Consider the following 19577-nt stretch of genomic DNA (forward strand, 5'->3'; position numbering starts at 1 on the left):
GAAGGTTTCAGAGAGGCGGGCGTATCCCCGAGAAAACGAGTAACCATATAGCGTAGTAGAAAATAGTTTATGCGGTTTGTAATAATGTGCGCACAAACAATAGCAATGGCTGATCAATTTTTATCGGCTAAGGCGAATGCGCGAGCGATATCGCGCAGCAAAAATCCACGCAATATCAATACACGCATCAAAACCTTAATGAAAGTTCCGACTCGCCGACGGCAACTCACCCAGCATATGCGACAGATCGACGAACCGATGCGCCACCAGGTGACGCACCTCCGATTCGCATTGCCATACCCCGAACACAGCGAGCAGCGACGCACCGAGCACTTCCTTTCTTTGCTGCTCCAGCACCTTCGGCCAGACAATGACGTTCACGTTGCCGGTCTCGTCTTCGATCGTCACGAAGATAACGCCCTTGGCCGTATCGGGCCGCTGACGCACCGTGACGAGCCCGCACGCGCGGGCGAGCCGGCCATTCGGGTAGGTCTGCAACGTTGCGGCCGGTATCAGCCGCCGCTCCGACAATTGCGTCCGCAACAACGCCAATGGATGGCGGCCTAGCGTCAACCCCATCGCGCGGTAGTCGCCGACGATGTCCTCGCCCTCCGACGGCACGCCAAGCGCCGGTGTGGCATCTTCGATTACCGCTTTCGCCAACATGTCCTTATCGGGCACAGCCGCAACCGATTGCCACAGCGCTTCTCGACGATTGCCGGCCAGGGACGAAAGTGCATTGGCAGCAGCAAGCACCTGAAGATCGTGACGATCGAGTTGCGCGCGGCAGGCCATATCGCGCACGCTTTCGAACGGCCGCACTGCACGGGCAATCTCGATGCGCTCGGCGGCGCCATCGCGCATGCCTTTGAGCAAGGACAAACCCAGACGGACCGCCGGCCTTTCAGCATGTTCGCCCTTCTCCAGCGACGCATCCCAATTGCTGATTACGACATCGGCGGGCAGCACCTTAACGCCATGACGCCTTGCATCTTGCACGAGCTGCGAAGGCGAGTAAAAACCCATCGGCTGACTATTGAGCATCGCCGCAAGAAACGCTTCCGGTTCGTGACACTTGAGCCAACTGCTCGCATAGACGAGCAAGGCGAAGCTTGCGGCATGGCTTTCCGGAAAGCCATATTCGGCAAAGCCCTTGATCTGCTCAAAAATGCCATCGGCGAACGATTTCTCGTAACCGCGCGAGGTCATGCCGCCTACGATGCGGTCATAGTATTTTTCGAGTCCGCCCTTACGTTTCCACGATGCCATCGCGCGCCGTAATTGATCGGCCTCGCCCGCCGAAAAGCCGGCCGCGAGCATCGCGACTTGCATCACCTGTTCTTGAAAAATCGGCACGCCGAGCGTGCGCGACAACGCGATTTCCAACGCCTTGCCGGGATAGCTCACCGGCTCGAGCTTCTGACGGCGACGCAAGTACGGATGGATGGCACCGCCTTGAATGGGCCCCGGACGCACAATAGCCACTTCGATCACGAGATCGTAAAACGTGCGCGGCCTCAGACGCGGCAACATCGACATCTGCGCACGCGATTCAATCTGAAACACGCCGACCGTATCAGCACGGCAAATCATGTCGTATGTTTCGGTGTCCTCAGCAGGAATGTTCTGTATGTCGAAGCGTTCCCCGCGCTGCTCCGATACGATATCCAGCGTACGGCGAATGGCAGACAGCATGCCAAGCGCAAGCACATCTACCTTTAGCAGCCCTAACGATTCGAGATCGTCTTTATCCCATTCGATTACGGATCGTTCCGGCATAGCGGCATTCTCGATCGGCACGAGCCGCGAAAGTTTGCCGCGGCTAATGACGAAGCCGCCCGAATGCTGGGACAAATGTCGGGGAAAGCCGAGCAGTTGCGTCGCCAGCGACGCCCATGCTTGTATCAGCGGCGCCTCGGGATCGAGCCCGCACTCGTCGAAGCGTTTGAGCAGATCGCGCTTGCCGTCGAACCATTGATGCGACTTCGCCACCATGTCGACGATCTGCGGATCGACGCCAAGTGCCTTGCCCGTTTCGCGCAATGCGCCGCGCGGCCGATAAGTGGAGACAGCAGCCGCAATCGCCGCACGGTCACGACCGTATTTTGAGTAGATGTATTGAATGACTTCTTCCCGGCGTTGATGTTCAAAGTCGACATCGATATCGGGCGGCTCGCCACGCTCCTTGCTGATGAAACGTTCGAACAACATGTTGCCCCGCGCTGGGTCCACCTCTGTTATGCCAAGGCAATAACACACCGCTGAATTGGCGGCCGAGCCGCGCCCCTGACAAAGAATGCCCCGGCTTCGAGCAAAACGAACGATGTCATAGACAGTCAGGAAATAAGGTTCGTACTCGAGTTCGCGAATCAATTGGAGCTCGTGTTCGAGCTGGGTTTGAATCTGATGCGCAATGCCGCGCGGAAACCGGCGGTGCGCGCCGATATAAGTTTCTTGGCGCAAATAAGCGGCCGGTGTTACCCCATGCGGCACGAGTTCTTCCGGATATTCATAGCGCAGTTCGTCGAGCGAGAACGTACAGCGTGCAAAGATGTTCGTCGTCTCGGTAAGCGCATGTTCGGGATACAAATTGGCCAAACGCAAGCGCGAGCGCAGATGCTGCTCGGCGTTGGGCGCCAGTTCATAGCCGCATTCGTTCACGGGCTTGCGCACGCGGATTGCCGTCATGGTGTCCTGCAATGGCTTGCGCGAGCGCACATGCATCACCACGTGTCCAAGCGCAACGACGGGCAAATCGCATTGCTGGGCTACATGCTCGATCGCGCCACGATGAATGTCGTCCATGGCTCGTTGATGCAAAACGAGGCCGCACCAGGCACGCGCAAAAAACGTTTCATCTAGCCACATCAAGCGTTCGTACAGCAACGCTTCATTGGCTGGGAATTCGGGTACGAGAATCGCAAGGCAATCGGGCACGCCGCGCAAATGCTCATAGGGCTTTTCCGGCCGTGCCAAATCTTGCGGTGTCAGACGATATTCGCCTTTTGGCGCGCGCATTCTGGCGAGCGTAATGAGTTCGCACAAATTTCCATAGCCGTTTCTGTTCTGTGCAAGCAATATCAGCCCGAAAGCGGGCGAGCCATCCGCATTGACCAGCCTGAAATACGAACCGACGACGAGCGGCAGCTTTTCCTCTTTCGCCGCCACGTGCGCCCGCACGACGCCGGCGAGCGAGCATTCATCGGTAATCGCAAGACCAGCATATCCGAGTTGCGCGGCTCTTTCGGCCAACTCCTCGGCATGCGATGCCCCATGCAAAAACGTGAAATTCGAAAAGCAAAATAATTCGGCATAGGCCGGCAGCGCGTTAAAAGTCGCATTCATCGCGCCTCACCCAAATAGCCCGTGAAGAAACCAATTCGGCTCTTTTTGCATATCGCGACTGCTCACTCGCTCGCGATAGATCCAATAGCAGCTCCGGTCTTGCGCTTGTGCGACAAAATAATCGCGCGTCACGAGTGCACCGTCGAACCATCCCGCTTCGATGCGCTCGCCAGTCGAGACGATCTTGAGCGGTGAACCGTAAAACGGACGATGTTCGCGCATCAGCAGCCGCACCGGTTTTTCCAAAAGCCAGACGGGACGCGGCAAGCCTTCGGCAACAGGCGCGGCCTTGACGGATTCCTGAACCGGTACCCAGCGGTTCGCCACCTCGGGACGATAATCGGCCATCGGCGCGGCGCGCAGCACGTTCTCGTTGCCCAGCCGCGCAGCCAGCAGTTCGATAAGGCGTGCGTGGTCTTGTGCCGAACCGCCTGGCTCGGGAAAAAGCGAATCCGAGACCGGCGCGGCAGGCGCGACATTCGTCGCCTCGAGCCGCAGCGCAATGACCGATGCCGTCAGTTCGAGACGGCCCAGCCGTTCTTTGAGCAGCCTGATCAGATGATCCTCTCGCCAGGTCGGCTCGCCCAATGCGAGTTCGAGCAAGGTTGGCGCAAGCGCCTGACGGCCGCGCTCGTGCTCGAGAAAGAAAGCCGCCGCCGACAACGAAAGCTGCCGCGCAGCAAGCCAGCCGCATAACTGTGTGATCAGGCGGCGCGCGGCGAACAAGATGCCTTCCGCATGCTCGATCCGATCCGGCAGTTCAATGCGTGCGACGAAGACTGGCGGCAACTCCAGCCAATCGAAAAGCTCCTGTGCGACGCCAAAGGCCCGATCAAGCGATTCGAGCACATCCGTACCGCAGCGGCGTAAAAGACCCGCCCGCGGCAAACGGCGAATATCGGCAACCGTCTTGCAACCAAGGCCCGATAACCATTCGGCAAACGGCTGGAGCTCCGGCACCCCGGCAAACGGCAACGCGCAAAGTGCCCGCTCCAGCGAACGCATTTTTAAAAAGCGCCGCCGGCCATGCTGCGCAAGCAGCCATGCCCCCTGCCCCGTAGGCGCCACGCAGACAGACGCGCTGATACCCATGGCATGCAAGACAAGCCCCACTTGCCGGCATAACCGCAAGATGCCGCCGAACAGACGCAGGCTGGCAGTGACATCGAGCAAAACGGTGGCCTCGCTCGCCACACTCGCTTCGGGCGAAAACTGCATCAGTGCCATCGCAACTTCCCGCTGCACCGCCGCCTCTTTTGTTGCATCGCGCTCGTGGATTTCAGCGTTGGGCGCGAGTGTCAGTACGCCACCCCGGCGCATGCCGAGATGCACGCCTGCCGCACGCGCTGTGCCGTCGGCGATGACGACCCTGTCCTTTTCGAATACGACTGCGCCATGTGCCGGGTCAGGCAACCACTTCGGCCGAAACACTTCCAGCTCGAGTCGGTGCAGTTTGACGGCGAGAAATACGCGCATGACGGCTGAACAAGATGGGACTGGGATGTAAAGGGATGGATAAAGGCTCGGTGTGCGTAGGCCCTCGTCGCTTCACGATGTCAACGCTGATGCCATCGTCCGCCGGACGCACGGCCAACCGCAGCAAAGCAGGGGAAGCATCTTGTGCGGCCGCAAGCGGCCTCACCATGACGAACAGCGTTTCCGACGACTGCGCAGCCAAATGCAGCCGCCGCAATGAAGATACGGGCACTTGTTGCGCCCAATACAACAGCGCCCCGCAGGTGCCTGCCCGCAATATCTGCTCGGCTGACCAAAGCGCATCAGCCATTTTCGACGCCCGCACGTGCATCAACCGATCGAACGGCATGCCCAAATAAGCGAATGCCGGCCCATTGGGAACGTGCGGAGACTGCACGAGCACAACCGGACGCTTGCCCAAAGAGGCAAGCGCTGGACGCAGCAGCCGGATTTCACCCACGCCCGGCTGTTGGACCAGCAGATCGATCAGTGCGCCGACGGGCCAACCGCCGCCAGGCAATTCGGCCGACAATGCGGCATAGCCCGTATCGACCGTGCGTAAGCCCCCTCGTGCCAATTGAGAGGCGCGCCATAACGCTATTCCCTCCATCCCCGGGTACAGAGCTGAGTCAAGTAGAGCGTCGGTAGAGCGTGCCCGCTGATCGGAAGGCCGTATCTGCGGGTGTTGGGCGGCGAGGTGGTCCATCAGAGCGCTCATGTTGATGTCGCGGTAGGAATGTCCATTACTGGACACCCCCCGCACAGATCCCGGCGTGCGCGATTCGCGCACCGGGCTCCTGCCTCGGGTAGTTGGCGTCAAACCGCACGACCGGCCAGGGGTGAAGGATGCGAGCCTTGGGTATCCACTGCTTCGCAAGCCGTTGCATCTTCGCCCACGTGGTGTCGTCCTTCTGACTGCGGCGCCGTAGCGCCAACCTCCAGAGGTCAATCACGCGTGCGCGCAAGGCCCGCAGCGCAGCGAAGTTGGTCGGCACCGCGTGGTAGTTGAAGTACCCTTGGACCACGCGGCGTAACCAGTCCCCTTGCTCGGGAATCGACTGGTGCCATCTGTGCCGCAACTCATCCTTGATCCCCTTCAGCGCCGTGCGGAGTCGGTCGCTCCGCGTTTTGCGCATGAGCATGAACCTGCCGTCTCTAGCACGGCCGCTGATGTGGGTGAATCCGAGGAAGTTGAACGTCTCGGGTTTGCCCAGCCCTCGGCCGGCTCGGTTGCGGGCCGCAAAGCGCCCGAACTCGATCAGCCGGGTTTTCTCCGGGTGCACCGACAGCCCAAACTGCTCCAGTCGCTGTTGCATGGCCCGCCTGAACCGCTTCGCATCATGTGGTTTATCGAAACCAATCACGACGTCGTCGGCGTATCGGACGATCACGACGTTACCCTCGGCATGGCGCTTACGCCATTGATTTGCCCAGAGGTCGAAGACGTAGTGCAGGTAGATATTCGCCAGCAGCGGCGAGATGACAGACCCTTGCGGTGTCCCCTCGTCGGTGGGCTCGATCACCCCGTCTTCCATCGCTCCCGCCTTCAGCCATTTGCGGATCAGTCGAATCACGCGCTGGTCGCCTATGCGGTGCTCAACGAATCGGGTCAGCCAGTCGTGGTTGACCGTATCGAAGAACCTGCTGATGTCGGCGTCCAGTATCCAGCTCACGCTCGTGCGAGCGATTCCCGTTGCGAGTGCATCCAACGCATCGTGCTGGCTGCGTCGCGGACGAAAACCGTATGAGAAGCCCAGGAAGTCCGTCTCGTAGATCGCATTGAGGACCGCCACCAGCGCGCGCTGGACGATTTTGTCTTCCAGTGCGGCAATGCCCAGCGGTCGCTGTTTTCCATCCGCTTTCGGTATGTACCGCCTGCGACTGGGCAGCGCCCGATAAGCCTGCCGGTGGAGTCGGCCATGCAGGTCTTCGAGATTTCGATCCAGATCTAGCTCATAGTCGTGCCACGTCACGCCATCAACCCCGGCTGCCGCCTTCCGTTTCAGCCAGAAGAACGCCGTCGCCAGTAGGTCGAAGTCGATCAGGTGGAACAACGCCGTGAACCTCTCCTTCTTCCTTTGCCTTGCGGCTTGTCGCACACGGTCCAGCCTCTGGGACACGCTTATCCGGCTCTGCGTCCGGCGCATGCGCGACCAGCCCGTGTTCCCCTTGGCCCCGCCCCTTCGCTCCGCCGGCTCCGCGTCTGGTTGCCCGGATTTGTTCGCCAGCTTCTTCGCTACTATGGGCGAGTCCGACTTCTCCCATTCGTTCGTCATCGGCTTTGGCTCCTCACCTTCCCGATGCGGACCGCTCGACGACACCTCCGTCCGCGGCCAAATAGGAGATCTCCCGGTTCCCGCATAGAGATCGTACTGACATGCCAGGGTCTAAGACCGCGCCGAGTCCGCATGGCGCTTGCGATGGCGCGCCCCGCGGTATTGCCTTCCGCATACAGTAGTACGTCAGCACTCGGGAATGTATCCATTTCGTGGCTCGATGGCTGGCCTATCAGCACCCCTGTCAACGCTTCGCAGCCCGCCTCGCGGCTGACCACGCATGACTCGGGGACATCGTGAATCGCTAGTTCTTGCAATGTCGGGGACTTTCACCCCTTGATCTCTACCGGTCTCCCGGCGCACACTGTATATATATACAGCCATTCTAGCGCAGAATTTTGTCGCCGGCTAATTCTGACGCTTGGTGGCATCAACCCGGCAATACAGGCTATTTCCTGTTTTATCGAGAACATACCGCAGCGGTATTACAGGCTATGCCTTGTATTTGCTAAAAACAAGCTATAACCTGTTTTTTCGACTTACAGGCCATAGCCTGTTGCGCTCAATTGCCCGCTGGAGAAACTACCGTGGACTACCACATCAAGACATTGGGTCAACTGCGCCCTATCCTCAAGGGATTTCGAAAATCCGCGGGCATGACGCAAGCCATGATGGCCAATCACCTTGGGGTGACACAGCAGACCTACGCTCAATTGGAAGCCAATCCCGCCATAGTCAGCGTGGAGCGTCTGTTCAAGGTTTTGCGTGTGCTCGACGTCAGCCTCACCTTGATTCCAGCCGACGTCGAATCACGAAAGGACGCGACCGATAACCAGGGCCAAGCGCCATCCCCCAAAGGCGTCACAAAGAAGCGGGAGAACTGGTAGGCATGGCGAAGCGCACGCGCACGAACCGACTCAACCTGTGGATGAACGGGCTGCCAGTTGGATATTGGGAAAGTACCCGCGGCGAAGAGAGCCTCGTCTATTGGGACGACTGGATCAGGGGCCCAGGAAAAGACAGCGCTACCCTTTCATGACAACCAGTGATACCTGCCCGAGGGTAGTACGCCGACCACGCATATTTTTAAATTGCCGCTTGGCCTGGTAGGCAACATGCGCGCCGACATGCGGACCTCCGTTGAAAACGAATGGCTTTGCTCCAAAATCGTCGCTGCCTATGGACTGCCGATCGCGCAATGCGAAATTGTCCGTTTCGAAGATCAAAAGGCCCTCGCCGTCGAACGCTTTGATCGACAGCTTTCGCACGACCGGACATGGATTGTGCGGCTACCGCAGGAGGACATGTGCCAGGCCACCAGCACGCCTGCCTTACATAAATATCAAACCGATGGCGGGCCCGGCATCGAGTCGATCATGGGGATTCTGTCCGGCTCCGAACGGGCTGCACAAGACAGACGATGTTTCTTGATGACACAGCTGGTATTTTGGCTGTTGGCTGCAACCGACGGTCACGCAAAGAATTTCAGCATCAAGCATCTGCCGGGCAGCCGCTACGCCGCCACTCCGCTCTACGATGTACTCTCTGCGCATCCGATCATCGGCATCGGCCCCAACCACCTAGCAATGCTGAAGGTGAAGCTTTCGATGGCCGTGCGCGGCAGGAACACTCACTATCTGCTCGAGCAAATCCAACGTCGCCATTGGGTGGCTCAAGGACAGCGTGTTGGGTTCACGGCCGACGATGTCGAGTCGATCATTGACGACGTGACTTCGCGAACCGAGGCCGTGATCGCCGAAACCTCCGCTCGGTTCTCAAGCGAGGTTCCGAACGATATGGCCGAGGCGATATTCACAGGAATGCGGCGGTTGAATGTGCGGTTGACAGCTCAGGCGTGATCATCTCGCTGTAGCCTCTAACGCGAGCCTCATTGCCCGTTTAGGCATCGCATTGCGACAAAATCTGTATGGATGTACAGTTCCATCCGCATGCACATTCCGACACCTTGGACAGGCACTTTTTCCTTCCATGCAACCGAGAACGGTTATTGCATCTGTACAGCGAGTCCGCCCCCCCAGCAAATCTGGCAGGTGGACGATTCCGTCGCTGACCGCCACTATTGCCCCGGCTGCAATGGCTGACGCGGCAGTATCGGCAGTCACTGCATATCCGATCGTCATGCACTTGTACTTGCACTTGCGTATTCGCGAGACCTCTTGCATGGCGAACTTGCTCGACGCTGCAGCAACCTATTTCGATCGAAATGGAACGATATAAAGGGTATGAAATTTGGGGCCACGCCATTGTTCGAGGCGATGGCTTCGCGGCGAGCGGTACCGTCATGCAACACAACGAGTTGGTCCAAGGCTCCGCGATCCTCGCCGTTTTCGATACCGAAGAAGAAGCTCGCGCCGCCGGCGCCGAATGGGCGCGTGCGTGGGTCGACTGCCACGAATAACCCGTTTTCAAATCATCGTCCCTTTTCACGGAGCCTACATGAAGCAACTGCTGTTGCTATCGAAACTCGTAGTTTCTGCAGCGCTCGCGGCAGTGGTCCCCGCCTCGGCCGTTCAAGCTGCCACGCCGCCCGGCATCTTCGTCATCGCCACGCAAATTGGCGAATTCACGACGCTCGATCCGAGCGAGATCTACGAACTCGTGCCTTCCGAATACGTTGCGAACACCTATGAGCGCCTCGTACAAATCGATTTGCACGACCCTTCGAAGTTCGACGGCAAGATTGCGCAGTCGTGGAGCGTCAGCCCGGATGGCCTGTCTTACACGTTCAAGCTGCGGCCCGGCCTCACGTTTCATTCCGGCAACCCTGTTACAGCCGACGACGCCGTGTGGTCGCTGCAACGCACCGTGCTGCTCGGCAAAGGCCCGGCCGGCGTGCTGGCCGACCTCGGTTTGACGAAGGACAACGTTGCTGAGCGAATCAAGAAAATCGATGACCGAACGCTCACGCTGCAAACGGACCGCAAGTACGCGCCGAGCTTCGTGTTGAACGTGTTGAGCGCGGGGCCCGGCTCGATTCTCGATCGCAAGCTTGTGCTCTCGCATGAACAGAACGCGGACTTCGGCAGCGCGTGGCTGCGAACCAACGATGCGGGCTCCGGGCCTTACAAGCTCGTCAAATGGACGCCGAACGAAAGCCTCGTACTGCAGCGCTTCGATGCCTACCGCTCACCGTATCCGATGAAGCGCATCGTACTGCGGCATGTGCCCGAGGCCTCCGCGCAACGGCTGCTGCTCGAAAACGGCGATGCCGATGCCGCGCGCAATCTGAGCCCGGACAGCCTTGCTTCACTCGCTAAAGCCGGCAAGATCAAGGTCGCGTCGTGGCCAGCATCGGCATTGCTGTATCTGAGTCTCAACGCGAAGAACCCGAATCTCGCGAAACCCGAAGTGCAACAGGCCATGAAGTGGCTCGTCGATTACGATGGCATTCAGCGCAATATCGTTAGTACTACTTACAAAGTGCATCAGAGCTTCGTGCCCGATGGTTTTCTCGGCCAGCTCGATGTCAATCCGTACCGGTTGAATGTCGCCAAAGCGAAAGCATTGTTGGCGAAAGCCGGCTTGCCGAACGGCTTCGATGTGACGATGGATATGCCCAACGACTACCCGTTCATCGAAATCGCGCAGGCGCTGCAGGCGAATTTCGCGCAAGGGGGCATCAAGGTGAAGCTGATTCCGGGCGACGCCAAGCAAGCGATCGGCAAGTATCGCGCGCGCCAGCACGATATCTTCATCGGCGAATGGTCCTCCGATTACATGGACCCGAATAGCAACGCGCGCGGCTTCGCGTGGAATCCCGATAACTCGGATCAATCGAAGTACAAGATGCTCGCCTGGCGCAACAGTTGGAACATCCCGCAGCTGACCGACGAGACGGAAGCAGCGCTCGTGGAGCCTGTGCCTGCGCAGCGAGCGAAGCGCTATCAGGCGCTGCAACAGCAGGTGCTCGATCAATCGCCTTTCATCATCATGTTCGAAAAGGTGGTGCAGGTTGCCACGCGCCCCGGTGTCGTCGGCCCCGAGGTAGGCCCGATTAACGATCTCACTTCGTATCGGACATTGAAAAAGTAATCAGTAAGTTCTTGAACTCGCATTTTTTTGCTCATACCATCGAGCTATTCCTCGCACCGAGGGCGAGCCCTGGCAAACACCGGGCCACGGTGACGAGAAAGGAAGTTCACATCCGCATCAACCGCATCAACCGCATCAATCCAAAGAAGTCACTCTCGCCCTATCACTTGTCGACGATACGCCGACGTGCGACGGGCCTCGCCAGATAAATTCCCGGGGATATTTCGCCGATCACAGATTTTTGGAAATCTGTGATCGGCCGTTCATGAATTGATCGTCACATTCAGGAGAGCATGAGGCATGGCAGGAAGAAGAATCCACGCAGTACTCCTCGCCGCAACGATCGCGACCATTGCGCCGGCCTGTCAGGCGGGCAACACCATCGACTGGCTGGCCAATACCTATGGCGCGCTCGACACTCACGTGGGTAATACCGCGCGTTCGATGTGGGTCTCGCCCGAAGGCGTCGTCTATACGTCCTCCATGTGGGACGAATCCGAAGGCGGCGTCGCAATCTATCAGAACGGCAAGAGCCTCGGCTCGATCGGCGCGCACAACGAGTTTCAGGGTGGCGCGATCACGGGTAACGCGACGTCGATCTTCGCCGCACTGCAGCCCGGCCAGACGTACGGAAGCGGCACTGTCGGGCGATATAACCGCACGACGAAGGCTCGCGATCTTTTGATTCCGGTTAGCGCGTCGAACAACCTGCCTCGCGTCGACGTCATTACCGGACTCGCCACAGCGGGTTCGCTGCTCTACGCAAGCGACTTCTATGGCGACCGAGTTCGGATCTTCACCACCGACGGAGCCTGGCGGCGCGACATCAACGTTTCGAGCCCGGGCGCGATCGCGGTGGATGGCGCACGCAATGTTTGGGTGGCGCAGAAGAGCGCGGGCACGATCGTCGAGTTCAGTCCGACCGGCGCGCTGCTGAACACCGTCCGGATGCCCGCCGGGTCCCGGCCGTCTGCGCTGTATTTCGATGCGTCATCGAGACAACTGATGGTCGGCGACGAAGGGCCCGACATGAACATCAAACGCTACGACATCTCGGGCAGGCCAACTCTGGCCGGAACGTTCGGCGTTCAAGGTGGTTATCTCGACACCACTTCGGGCATCAAAGGCCAGGTCGGCGCGAAGCGCTTCACCCGCGTCGCCGGCATCGGCAAGGACGCCACCGGCAACCTCTATGTGCTCAACAACCCGTGGGGCGGCGCATGGGACCTCGGCCGCGACGGCGGTACCGACATTCACGCCTACAACGCCTCCGGCGATCTGCGGTGGAAGCTTCAGTCTCTCAACTTCGAGGGCCTTGCTGTGCCCGACCCGGGCACAGACGGCAACTTGTTCTATGGCGGCACCAACATCTATTCCGGCCGCGCCGGTGGCACCTTCGTCGCGAACACCGTTGATCCGATCGCCTATCCGTCCGATCCAAGAATCAACATGGACGATACGTCGCGCGGTGAGCACTTCGGCCAACTCACCACAGTCGGCACGAACCGGATTCTCGTGGCCACCAGCCAAGATCCCGGCACTTTCTACTTCTTCCACTTCAACGCGGCGAACGGCTACATCGCCATACCTGACGCATCGATTCCGGGCCCGACATTCAATACGACTCGGCACGTCAAGAACGGATTCTGTATCGATGGCAAGGGGGACGTTTGGGCCGGCCTGGACCAGACCGGCTACATCACTCACTACCCGTTGATCAGCTTCGACGCCAGCGGCAAGCCGACCTGGGGCGCCGGTATTCCGATTCGGATTCCCGAGAGCATTCAGCCGTTGCGGCGCATCGTCTATCTCGCGGACAGCGATACCATGATCCTCGGACAGGGCCCCGTCGACAGTAGTAGTACGGACTGGACGGTGCTCGGCACGCGGTTCGAGGTGTATCACGGCTGGAAAGCGGGCAACACGACGCGACCCGATCCCGTGATCAACGTCACCAACCCCGGCGTCAGATCGATCGCCGCGGCCGGCAACTATCTGTTCATTGGTTATTGGTTCGACAGCGCTCAGAAAAACCTGCCCGACATCGACGCCTTCAATCTCGCCACCGGCAAGCTCGATGCCACGCTGACCAATACGAGTAACGGTGCGATTGACGCCAGCAGTGCAGTGGATTCGATGTACGGCGTCGGCGCGTACCAACGATCAACGGGCGAGTATGTGGTGACGAAGAACAACGTCAAGGCCAACAGCATTACTGTTTATCGTTGGACGCCTTGAGGGTTTGGTTCGTTGCTGCTTGCGTCGCGCGCCCGCGCGAACTGCACGGGCGCGCGATAGCCGAGCGAACTATGAGGCTGCCTTCGGCAGCGGGCCTTGCATGCCGAGGCGGGGCGAGGTAGAAAGTGCGAACCGATTCACTTGCTCCATGACCTTTGAATGCCTTACAAGGCCAAACTGAAATCGGGCGAGCCGCGCAAACGCCCGAAGGTCAGCTACCGCGTCAATTCGCCGCCGCAAAGCGATTCGGTGAACAGTGCCGGCAGCGTCCCTGGTGTGGGCACGGCGAACCGCATTTCTTTCGCGTCCGCTTTGATCCAATCAACGACCTCGCGTTGACCGTCCCTGACGCGAATCTTCGCTTCGGTGGCAATCGCGCCCCGTTTGTTGCGGCAATCGATGATCCAGTCGGCTTCCGAGAGATCCACCTTCTGGCCATTTGGCAACTGAGCGCCGCCCAGGTAGTACAGGCGCACATGAACGCGCTGGTATGGTTTGATTGCCCGAATGCCAGCCGAGTCAAAGTAAAGGGCGCCGCTTTCGTTCTCAAGGTAGTGGATCCAGCGGCGCTCGAGCGATGCGCCACCCAAGCCGCGCAGTTCAAGGTTGCACACCGATATCACGAAACGCTTCAGGTTGCCGGCGCTCGCCTTCATGAAGTTCAGTTGCTGAGGATCGGTGGGCTCGATCTTTCGGAGCACCTCCTGGTTGGCGCCGACGTATCGCACCTCGGCTGCGCCTAACTCCTGACGGTCGCAATTGGCCACTGTCCGTGTCTCGACATACGCATACTCCCGCCCGTCCTCCAGACGACCGGGATGGGGCAAGACGTCGCGAGTCGCAATGCTCGCTCGTGAGCTCCCTGGATCCCTGCGATATGAGTCGACGTCGTACTGCAGCGTGCCTATCTTTCCTACCGAGTAATCGCGCCAATCCGCCGCGAAGGCCGTGGACGCAAACGCCCACAGGAGGGCGTGCAAGAGTAACTTTGAATACATGAAGCAGACTCCCTGTCTGTCGGTCGATCCACCGGCTTACGCCCAATTGTCAAAAGAGCTAAAGTTGGTACGAATTTCCACTGAAGTGTAAGCGCTATAAAGCACGTGGCTAGCTCGGGGCGCCCGATTGTGCGTCAGTCTGCGGAGGCGATGAGGCGCCAGGGCAACAGCGCCTCATAGTCGTCGCCGGTGTTTGCGAGCGGCAGTGCCTTAAACAGCTCGACGAGATAGCCGTACGGTTCGACGCGGTTCGCCTTGCAGGTTTCGATCAGCGAATAGAGGTTAGCTGCAGCGTTCGCTGCAGGCGACTGTGTCATAGAAGAGCCAGTTCTTACGATTGGGGAAGCCTTTCCATAACAGGTCGGCATGGCTTTTTGCAAACACGGTTGGAGGCGCGAAGGCTTCCGCCAACCTCTATTCGCTCGTTCAAACATACATGGCTAACCGCATCGACGTCTACCAGTATCTCGTCGATCGGTCTAAAGCTCTGCCCCAGACAAAAACTGTCGAGAGCTACGAGGCGCTGTTGCCATGGAATCTGAGCAAGCGTATTCCCGAAAAAAACCAATAGGTAAAGTCGGCGGCAAGGACGTGCTTCACGGACCGCTTACGGCTGAACACGCCAGTCTTCGCTGGACACGCCTGTACGCGAGCCTCTCGACTCATACGATCCTATCGTCCAGCCGCCATCACACAGGGATGGCGCCGTCGATCTCATAGCCTGTTCTTCGCAGACCATCGAAGCCGGCATGCCCAGATTCGTCACGACGGAAGGCGCTTCGTTCGCGCGCCTCTCCGTCTCGGACGCCTACGTTACGCTCTCGTCCAGGATCATCGAAAGATGCAGGAGAGCGACGTGACAAGAAGAGACGGCAAGTGAGTCATTGGAACATCGATCGCGTCAATTGTGCCGCTCCGTACGACGCACAACAATTATCCCGTTTTGCGACCCACAGCCCAGTGCCCGTATTACCGCTGCGGCAGCCAGATCACGCACAACTCGCCGTGCTGCGTATACCGCGCGGCGCAAGTCCGCGAATCGCACGACTGAGTGAGCCTCACATCCTTCAAGCGAAGCTCATCGAGGCGGCGAGCCAAGTAGCCAACCTGGCACAGCTGCGGGCATGCGTCGGATCGAGCGCGCAGAAGTTCAACGGTAAGACGACACGTGATTTGCCGCCGTCGTTGCGGGCCGCGCCACTTTCCGAGGCGGCAACGCGGCTACCCTTTATCGGAGGACAGCACGTCGCCGATGCATGCGCAATCGTTTTGTCGGCATGCAAGGAATTGCTGAACGAGGACGTTGACGATTCGTCAACGCCACTGCTTGCGCTGGCCAAACGCGCGATTTACCTGGAATCTCAGGGGCGCCAAGATGTGCTGCAAGTTGCCGTTTCCGCATGGAACGAGAACAAGATCACGACCGGCGAGTACGCGCAGATCATCAGCGACGTTGCCATCAGGCAATCGATGATGGCGCGGTGCGAGGAGGTCTCCTACATCGAATCGGTCGGCTTGCTCGCCGCGATTCGCCCGATCTGGCGAGGTGCCGATGAAAGCGCACACACCCAAGCGTGGTCTACCCTACCGATCGTTTCTCGCAACATCTTGAATGCAAAGGATCGTCCCCGTATCATCGAATCGATTGATACCGTGATGGAAGCGATGCTGAACGCAACGCGCGAGCGGCTTCCCTATACTGGACGCCTCACGCTCGGCGCACTTGCCGAAGGCATTCTTTCGCTACCGACACCGGATAACGCCAAAGCATTGAACCGCGTGCTGGAATGGATCGAAAGCAACCCCGCGGACACGTTTTATCTCATGGACTTCATCGATCGACATCAGCCGTGGTCACAGGAGCAAAAGACCGAGATCGTGGAGCGGCTATGCCGCAGCGCACCTTGCGTTGCGGATAACGCGCGGGCGCTGGTCACGCTCATCCCAGATATGTATCCGGGTCGCCAACTCGACGCGTTCAAGACCGTGGTGAACACAGTTCCGGCAACGGAATGGACCCATGTTCGGGACGAGTTGCACGCAGTTTTGCAACTGCTAAGACATAGCGATTACGAGAAAGCACGGCCCGTGTTCGACGCACGCGATCGAATGCCGCAAACGCCTGCTACCTAGCGTCGGCACCCCGTTGGGATTGATGAAGAGCGCGACCGCGCGGGTCGCGTCGCGCTCACGCTACGCCTCTGCGGCCTATGCGGCCGCTGCCTGGTGTTGCTCCACTTCCCGCGCAAACGCGCGTTCGGCCAGATTGGCCACGTGACGCCGCACGGCTGCGTCCATACAGTCGCTCTCCTCGTAGGGCCTGCCGCCGGGCGTACGCAGACCGAAGTCGTCCGCGACGATCTTTGCCACGAGCGGGTCGACGTGCGCCATGGCGCAATCCCCCGGACCTTGGGTGGGCGGCATCAATGCGATGTCGTGGATCCGCGCGTGAAGCGCTTCGCGATACGCGGCGGCCGCCGCAATCTTCGCGCTGTCGACACCAGGCAAGCCTGTGTCCGCCCAATCCTGGAAATATTCGCTGTAGCTCCTGCTAAGGGCCGCGACCGCTTCCCTGTCGACCAACCCGACATACTCAGGCTTTTGCGGACGAAAGACCACGTCGAGGTGCCAATTGCCGCAATCGCCCGTCGGTGTCACGTCGGGCTGAGCGTGAACTGGCAACAGTTGCCCAGCGCTGTCGCGACCCATGATGGTCTGCGCACCAGTGCGTTCATATATCTGGTTTCTCTCGATCGAGTACACGCGGTCTTTAGGTGTTTCGCCGCGCCCCGTTGGATCCTTTTCCCAATAGCCGCCAAGGAACAGCTTCTTGTCCCCGGTAGCCTGATTGTGTTTTTCCACCGCTGCTTTCCCGACTGCATCCGTGTAGGCCTGCAGCACATGCAATGCACCCCGTCCGCGCAGATCTTCGTTGACCGCCCAGTACTCGGCGTAGGCGACCATGCCCTTCGGTCCTGCGTCGAGCGCACCGCCCTGCGCGAAGGCGAGCGGGCGGCGCTCGTCTTCGTGCCCGCCTGGCGGCACGCCGGTGAGGCAAAGCGTGAATCGCTTGCCGTCGAGATGTGTGCCCGCTTTCTGCCGATTCGCTCTCGCGGCTGCGATCGTGTCGATCGGCACCGCCTCGCTTGCGGGAAAGTTCGTTGCGTAGACCTGGTCGAATACGGCCTTGTCGCTCTCGCTTAGCTGCCCGTGCTCGTCGACGACGACGAGTTCCGCTTTGATGCGCAGTTCTTTGATCGCGCTCAGCATCCGTTCCTGTTGATGCGGTGTCGCCACGTCGAGAGGGTTGACGCCACCCAGGCAGTCCTTGAGATGACCACCCAACGTGCGGTCTACCGACGCGCGCTCCGCCGCGCGGCCGATCGGGTTAAACGTCTTGCTGGCCTGCACAGTAGCGCCCGGCTCATGGAAAAGCCGATGCATATCGACCACCATGTCGTGCCCCTCCCCATCGCCCGGGTGGAGCCTGAGCTGCCCGAAGAGTTCATGCGGAGGGCGCCCCGAGCGTTGAATCAAATCCCAAGCCCTGGGCGCCAGGTGATGCTGCCACGGTCCTCCCGCACGAGTAACGTTATCGGATACCTCTTTTAAGTGTGCCAGCTCGTCCGGCTCCAGCTTTCTGCCTAAACGCAATTCGGCATGCTCTATCACTTCAGAAAATTTCTGTCCGAAAAAGCGAAGATCGTCCTCGACGCGCTTCAGTTCCGTTTCGCGCGCGAGCTTGGTCGAGAGCTTTTCGATTTCTCCGGCAACATGCGCGCTCGGCACGCCAAGACGTTTCGCGACGGCGTTTGCGACCCCATTGATGCTCATGCCTTCTCTGAGTTGGGACGTTGCCCATTCGAGGTGCTCACCCAAAGGATTGGGCGCTGCGTAACGGCGCGTGCGATCACCGTTCACCCCTACGCTTGCCAAGCCTTTGAGCGTACCGGTTGGATCGACGGCAGCAGTCGGCTTTACCGGGGGCGTCGAATTATTATTGCTCGACACACGGCCAGTCGGTGGCGTAGAAGCTGTCGAACCTGAACGGTTAATAGGGGATGTCATCGTTGAAATCTCCACCGGGGCGACTTGCTGTGGGCAGCATTTCGCGCGCTAGTCGCTTTCACCGCTCCGCGACGGCTGCGGCGCGTCCATCGCAGAGTTCTTTCTCGTATATCCGCGAGCACCGAACAACCCTGTTCGAATGGGAAGCTCACCGACCGTTCGCGCGACAGCATTGGCGCCATAGCTGACGCTAGCGAATTTCGTGCATACCGCTAGCGGGTTTCGTGACCATGGCTAGCAGAGTTTGCGAATCTCAACGACTACCTCTTCGCGAGTCCGCGGCGTACACACTGTGCCGCTATGCCGACGGTCACCGATGATGCCGCGACCATAGTGAGCACGGAGGGCGCGCAGCCGGAGCCGCCGGAGCTACCGCCTGAGGCTCCAGCAACCGCCCGCTCATACTGCTCGCGGTCGCGCGCCTTGACCCACGCCGACTGCCCATCGTTGTTACCAACCATGGCTAGATCACTCGCATCGGCCCCTCGAATGGATCGCGCAACGGGCCGCCCAAGTGCTTTTGCCGTCGGCACCGCCGAAGGGTTCTGTGCTTCGTGATTCAAATTCGGTTTCGCCTGGCCGGGGAACCGCTCGTTGACCGCTACTGCCACCCCCTCGGGTATTGGCCCCGTGGGATCCAGTCCTGCTGCGCGCTGTTTTGTGTGTGGGGGGCGTCCGCCTGACATGAGTGCTCCGAGCAATCCGCCTTGCATGGCCGATGAAACATATGACATCGCCCCGCTCTTCAAGGCATCGAAGCGCTCATGCATACGGTCCTGCCCGCTGCTGGCTTGACCAGCTGTAATTGATAAACCCATTTCTGCCTCTCAAATTCGATGACGATATTTTGATGTGTTCCGCAAAGACAACCACCGCCTGTCGCGCGCTGAGAAGCACGGTTGTAGCCATCGGCTTCTACACAATTCCATCGTCCCGACCGTAACGCCTCAATGCGACAACCGTGCCTCCATAGGCTGGCTGCTCTGTATCGATATCGTTTGTCGACCCGAGTCCACTCGTCGCCCAACGTGGCGCTTGGATTCCAGTTACGTGCGCATGAGGCAAGCCTCAGAGTACAGCGTCAGATATCGCACCGCGCATGTCCTAGGACATGTTCAACGTA

Annotated in this window: 11 protein-coding genes and 3 pseudogenes; 7 read left to right on the forward strand and 7 right to left on the reverse strand. The window is 59.4% G+C overall.

Going from position 1 to position 19577, the window contains the following annotated elements; genetic code table 11:
• Positions 1-195 precede the first annotated feature (195 nt).
• The 4 genes from ACSQ20_RS20775 to ltrA form a co-directional block, all read right to left on the reverse strand.
• Positions 196-3345 (reverse strand): error-prone DNA polymerase, encoded by a 3150-nt coding sequence (locus ACSQ20_RS20775; RefSeq protein ID WP_436023789.1) that lies wholly within the window; start codon positions 3343-3345, stop codon positions 196-198.
• 6 nt (positions 3346-3351) lie between these two features.
• The gene (locus tag ACSQ20_RS20780; RefSeq protein ID WP_436023791.1) at positions 3352-4821 is read right to left on the reverse strand and encodes a Y-family DNA polymerase; all 1470 of its coding nucleotides are present in this window, start codon (positions 4819-4821) and stop codon (positions 3352-3354) included.
• Positions 4751-5431, reverse strand: a complete 681-nt coding sequence (gene imuA / locus ACSQ20_RS20785; RefSeq protein WP_436025771.1) for a translesion DNA synthesis-associated protein ImuA — start codon at positions 5429-5431, stop codon at positions 4751-4753. Before imuA ends, ACSQ20_RS20780 begins: the two co-directional genes overlap by 71 nt.
• A 133-nt stretch (positions 5432-5564) precedes the next feature.
• On the reverse strand, positions 5565-7097 hold the full coding sequence (ltrA, locus tag ACSQ20_RS20790) for a group II intron reverse transcriptase/maturase (protein ID WP_436018321.1): 1533 nt from the start codon (positions 7095-7097) through the stop codon (positions 5565-5567).
• Between the two features lie 587 nt (positions 7098-7684).
• Between ltrA and ACSQ20_RS20795 the strand changes: the two genes are divergently transcribed.
• From ACSQ20_RS20795 to ACSQ20_RS20815, 5 genes and pseudogenes are all read left to right on the forward strand, one after another.
• Complete coding sequence (locus ACSQ20_RS20795; RefSeq protein WP_436023793.1) at positions 7685-7984, forward strand: helix-turn-helix domain-containing protein; 300 nt, start codon at positions 7685-7687, stop codon at positions 7982-7984.
• A gap of 114 nt (positions 7985-8098) precedes the next feature.
• Positions 8099-8956, forward strand: a pseudogene (locus ACSQ20_RS20800) (HipA domain-containing protein); the annotation flags it as partial.
• 365 nt (positions 8957-9321) lie between these two features.
• Positions 9322-9516: a hypothetical protein gene (locus ACSQ20_RS20805; RefSeq protein WP_436023795.1), complete on the forward strand. Its 195-nt coding sequence runs from the start codon at positions 9322-9324 to the stop codon at positions 9514-9516.
• Between the two features lie 38 nt (positions 9517-9554).
• Positions 9555-11150: an ABC transporter substrate-binding protein gene (locus ACSQ20_RS20810; RefSeq protein ID WP_436023797.1), complete on the forward strand. Its 1596-nt coding sequence runs from the start codon at positions 9555-9557 to the stop codon at positions 11148-11150.
• A 300-nt stretch (positions 11151-11450) separates the two neighbouring features.
• A complete protein-coding gene (locus ACSQ20_RS20815; RefSeq protein ID WP_436023799.1) occupies positions 11451-13388 on the forward strand; it encodes an SMP-30/gluconolactonase/LRE family protein in 1938 nt (645 codons plus the stop codon).
• A gap of 215 nt (positions 13389-13603) precedes the next feature.
• Here ACSQ20_RS20815 and ACSQ20_RS20820 read toward each other — a convergent pair whose 3' ends face one another.
• Together ACSQ20_RS20820 and ACSQ20_RS20825 are read right to left on the reverse strand one after the other, a co-directional pair.
• Complete coding sequence (locus ACSQ20_RS20820) at positions 13604-14215, reverse strand: hypothetical protein (protein ID WP_436023801.1); 612 nt, start codon at positions 14213-14215, stop codon at positions 13604-13606.
• Positions 14216-14520: 305 nt separating this feature from the next.
• A pseudogene (locus ACSQ20_RS20825) lies at positions 14521-14722 on the reverse strand (transposase domain-containing protein); the annotation flags it as partial.
• Between the two features lie 22 nt (positions 14723-14744).
• Here ACSQ20_RS20825 and ACSQ20_RS20830 point away from each other — a divergent pair.
• Together ACSQ20_RS20830 and ACSQ20_RS20835 are read left to right on the forward strand one after the other, a co-directional pair.
• Positions 14745-14957, forward strand: a pseudogene (locus ACSQ20_RS20830) (IS66 family transposase); the annotation flags it as partial.
• Between the two features lie 305 nt (positions 14958-15262).
• The gene (locus ACSQ20_RS20835; RefSeq protein WP_436023803.1) at positions 15263-16519 is read left to right on the forward strand and encodes a hypothetical protein; all 1257 of its coding nucleotides are present in this window, start codon (positions 15263-15265) and stop codon (positions 16517-16519) included.
• A 75-nt stretch (positions 16520-16594) separates the two neighbouring features.
• On the opposite strand, the gene ACSQ20_RS20840 is transcribed toward ACSQ20_RS20835, so the two are convergent.
• The gene (locus ACSQ20_RS20840) at positions 16595-18220 is read right to left on the reverse strand and encodes a hypothetical protein (RefSeq protein WP_436023805.1); all 1626 of its coding nucleotides are present in this window, start codon (positions 18218-18220) and stop codon (positions 16595-16597) included.
• Between the last annotated feature and the right edge of the window lie 1357 nt (positions 18221-19577).

The organism is Trinickia sp. LjRoot230, assembly GCF_964253315.1.
Lineage (GTDB): Bacteria > Pseudomonadota > Gammaproteobacteria > Burkholderiales > Burkholderiaceae > Trinickia.

Bases quoted from the DNA above. Each gene is read 5' to 3' on its own strand.
- ACSQ20_RS20775 (WP_436023789.1), bottom strand. From the start codon at position 3,345: ATGAATGCGACTTTTAACGCGCTGCCGGCCTATGCCGAATTATTTTGC.
- ACSQ20_RS20780 (WP_436023791.1), bottom strand. From the start codon at position 4,821: ATGCGCGTATTTCTCGCCGTCAAACTGCACCGACTCGAGCTGGAAGTG.
- imuA (WP_436025771.1), bottom strand. From the start codon at position 5,431: ATGGAGGGAATAGCGTTATGGCGCGCCTCTCAATTGGCACGAGGGGGC.
- ltrA (WP_436018321.1), bottom strand. From the start codon at position 7,097: ATGACGAACGAATGGGAGAAGTCGGACTCGCCCATAGTAGCGAAGAAG.
- ACSQ20_RS20805 (WP_436023795.1), top strand. From the start codon at position 9,322: ATGGAACGATATAAAGGGTATGAAATTTGGGGCCACGCCATTGTTCGA.
- ACSQ20_RS20810 (WP_436023797.1), top strand. From the start codon at position 9,555: ATGAAGCAACTGCTGTTGCTATCGAAACTCGTAGTTTCTGCAGCGCTC.
- ACSQ20_RS20815 (WP_436023799.1), top strand. From the start codon at position 11,451: ATGGCAGGAAGAAGAATCCACGCAGTACTCCTCGCCGCAACGATCGCG.
- ACSQ20_RS20840 (WP_436023805.1), bottom strand. From the start codon at position 18,220: ATGAGCATCAATGGGGTCGCAAACGCCGTCGCGAAACGTCTTGGCGTG.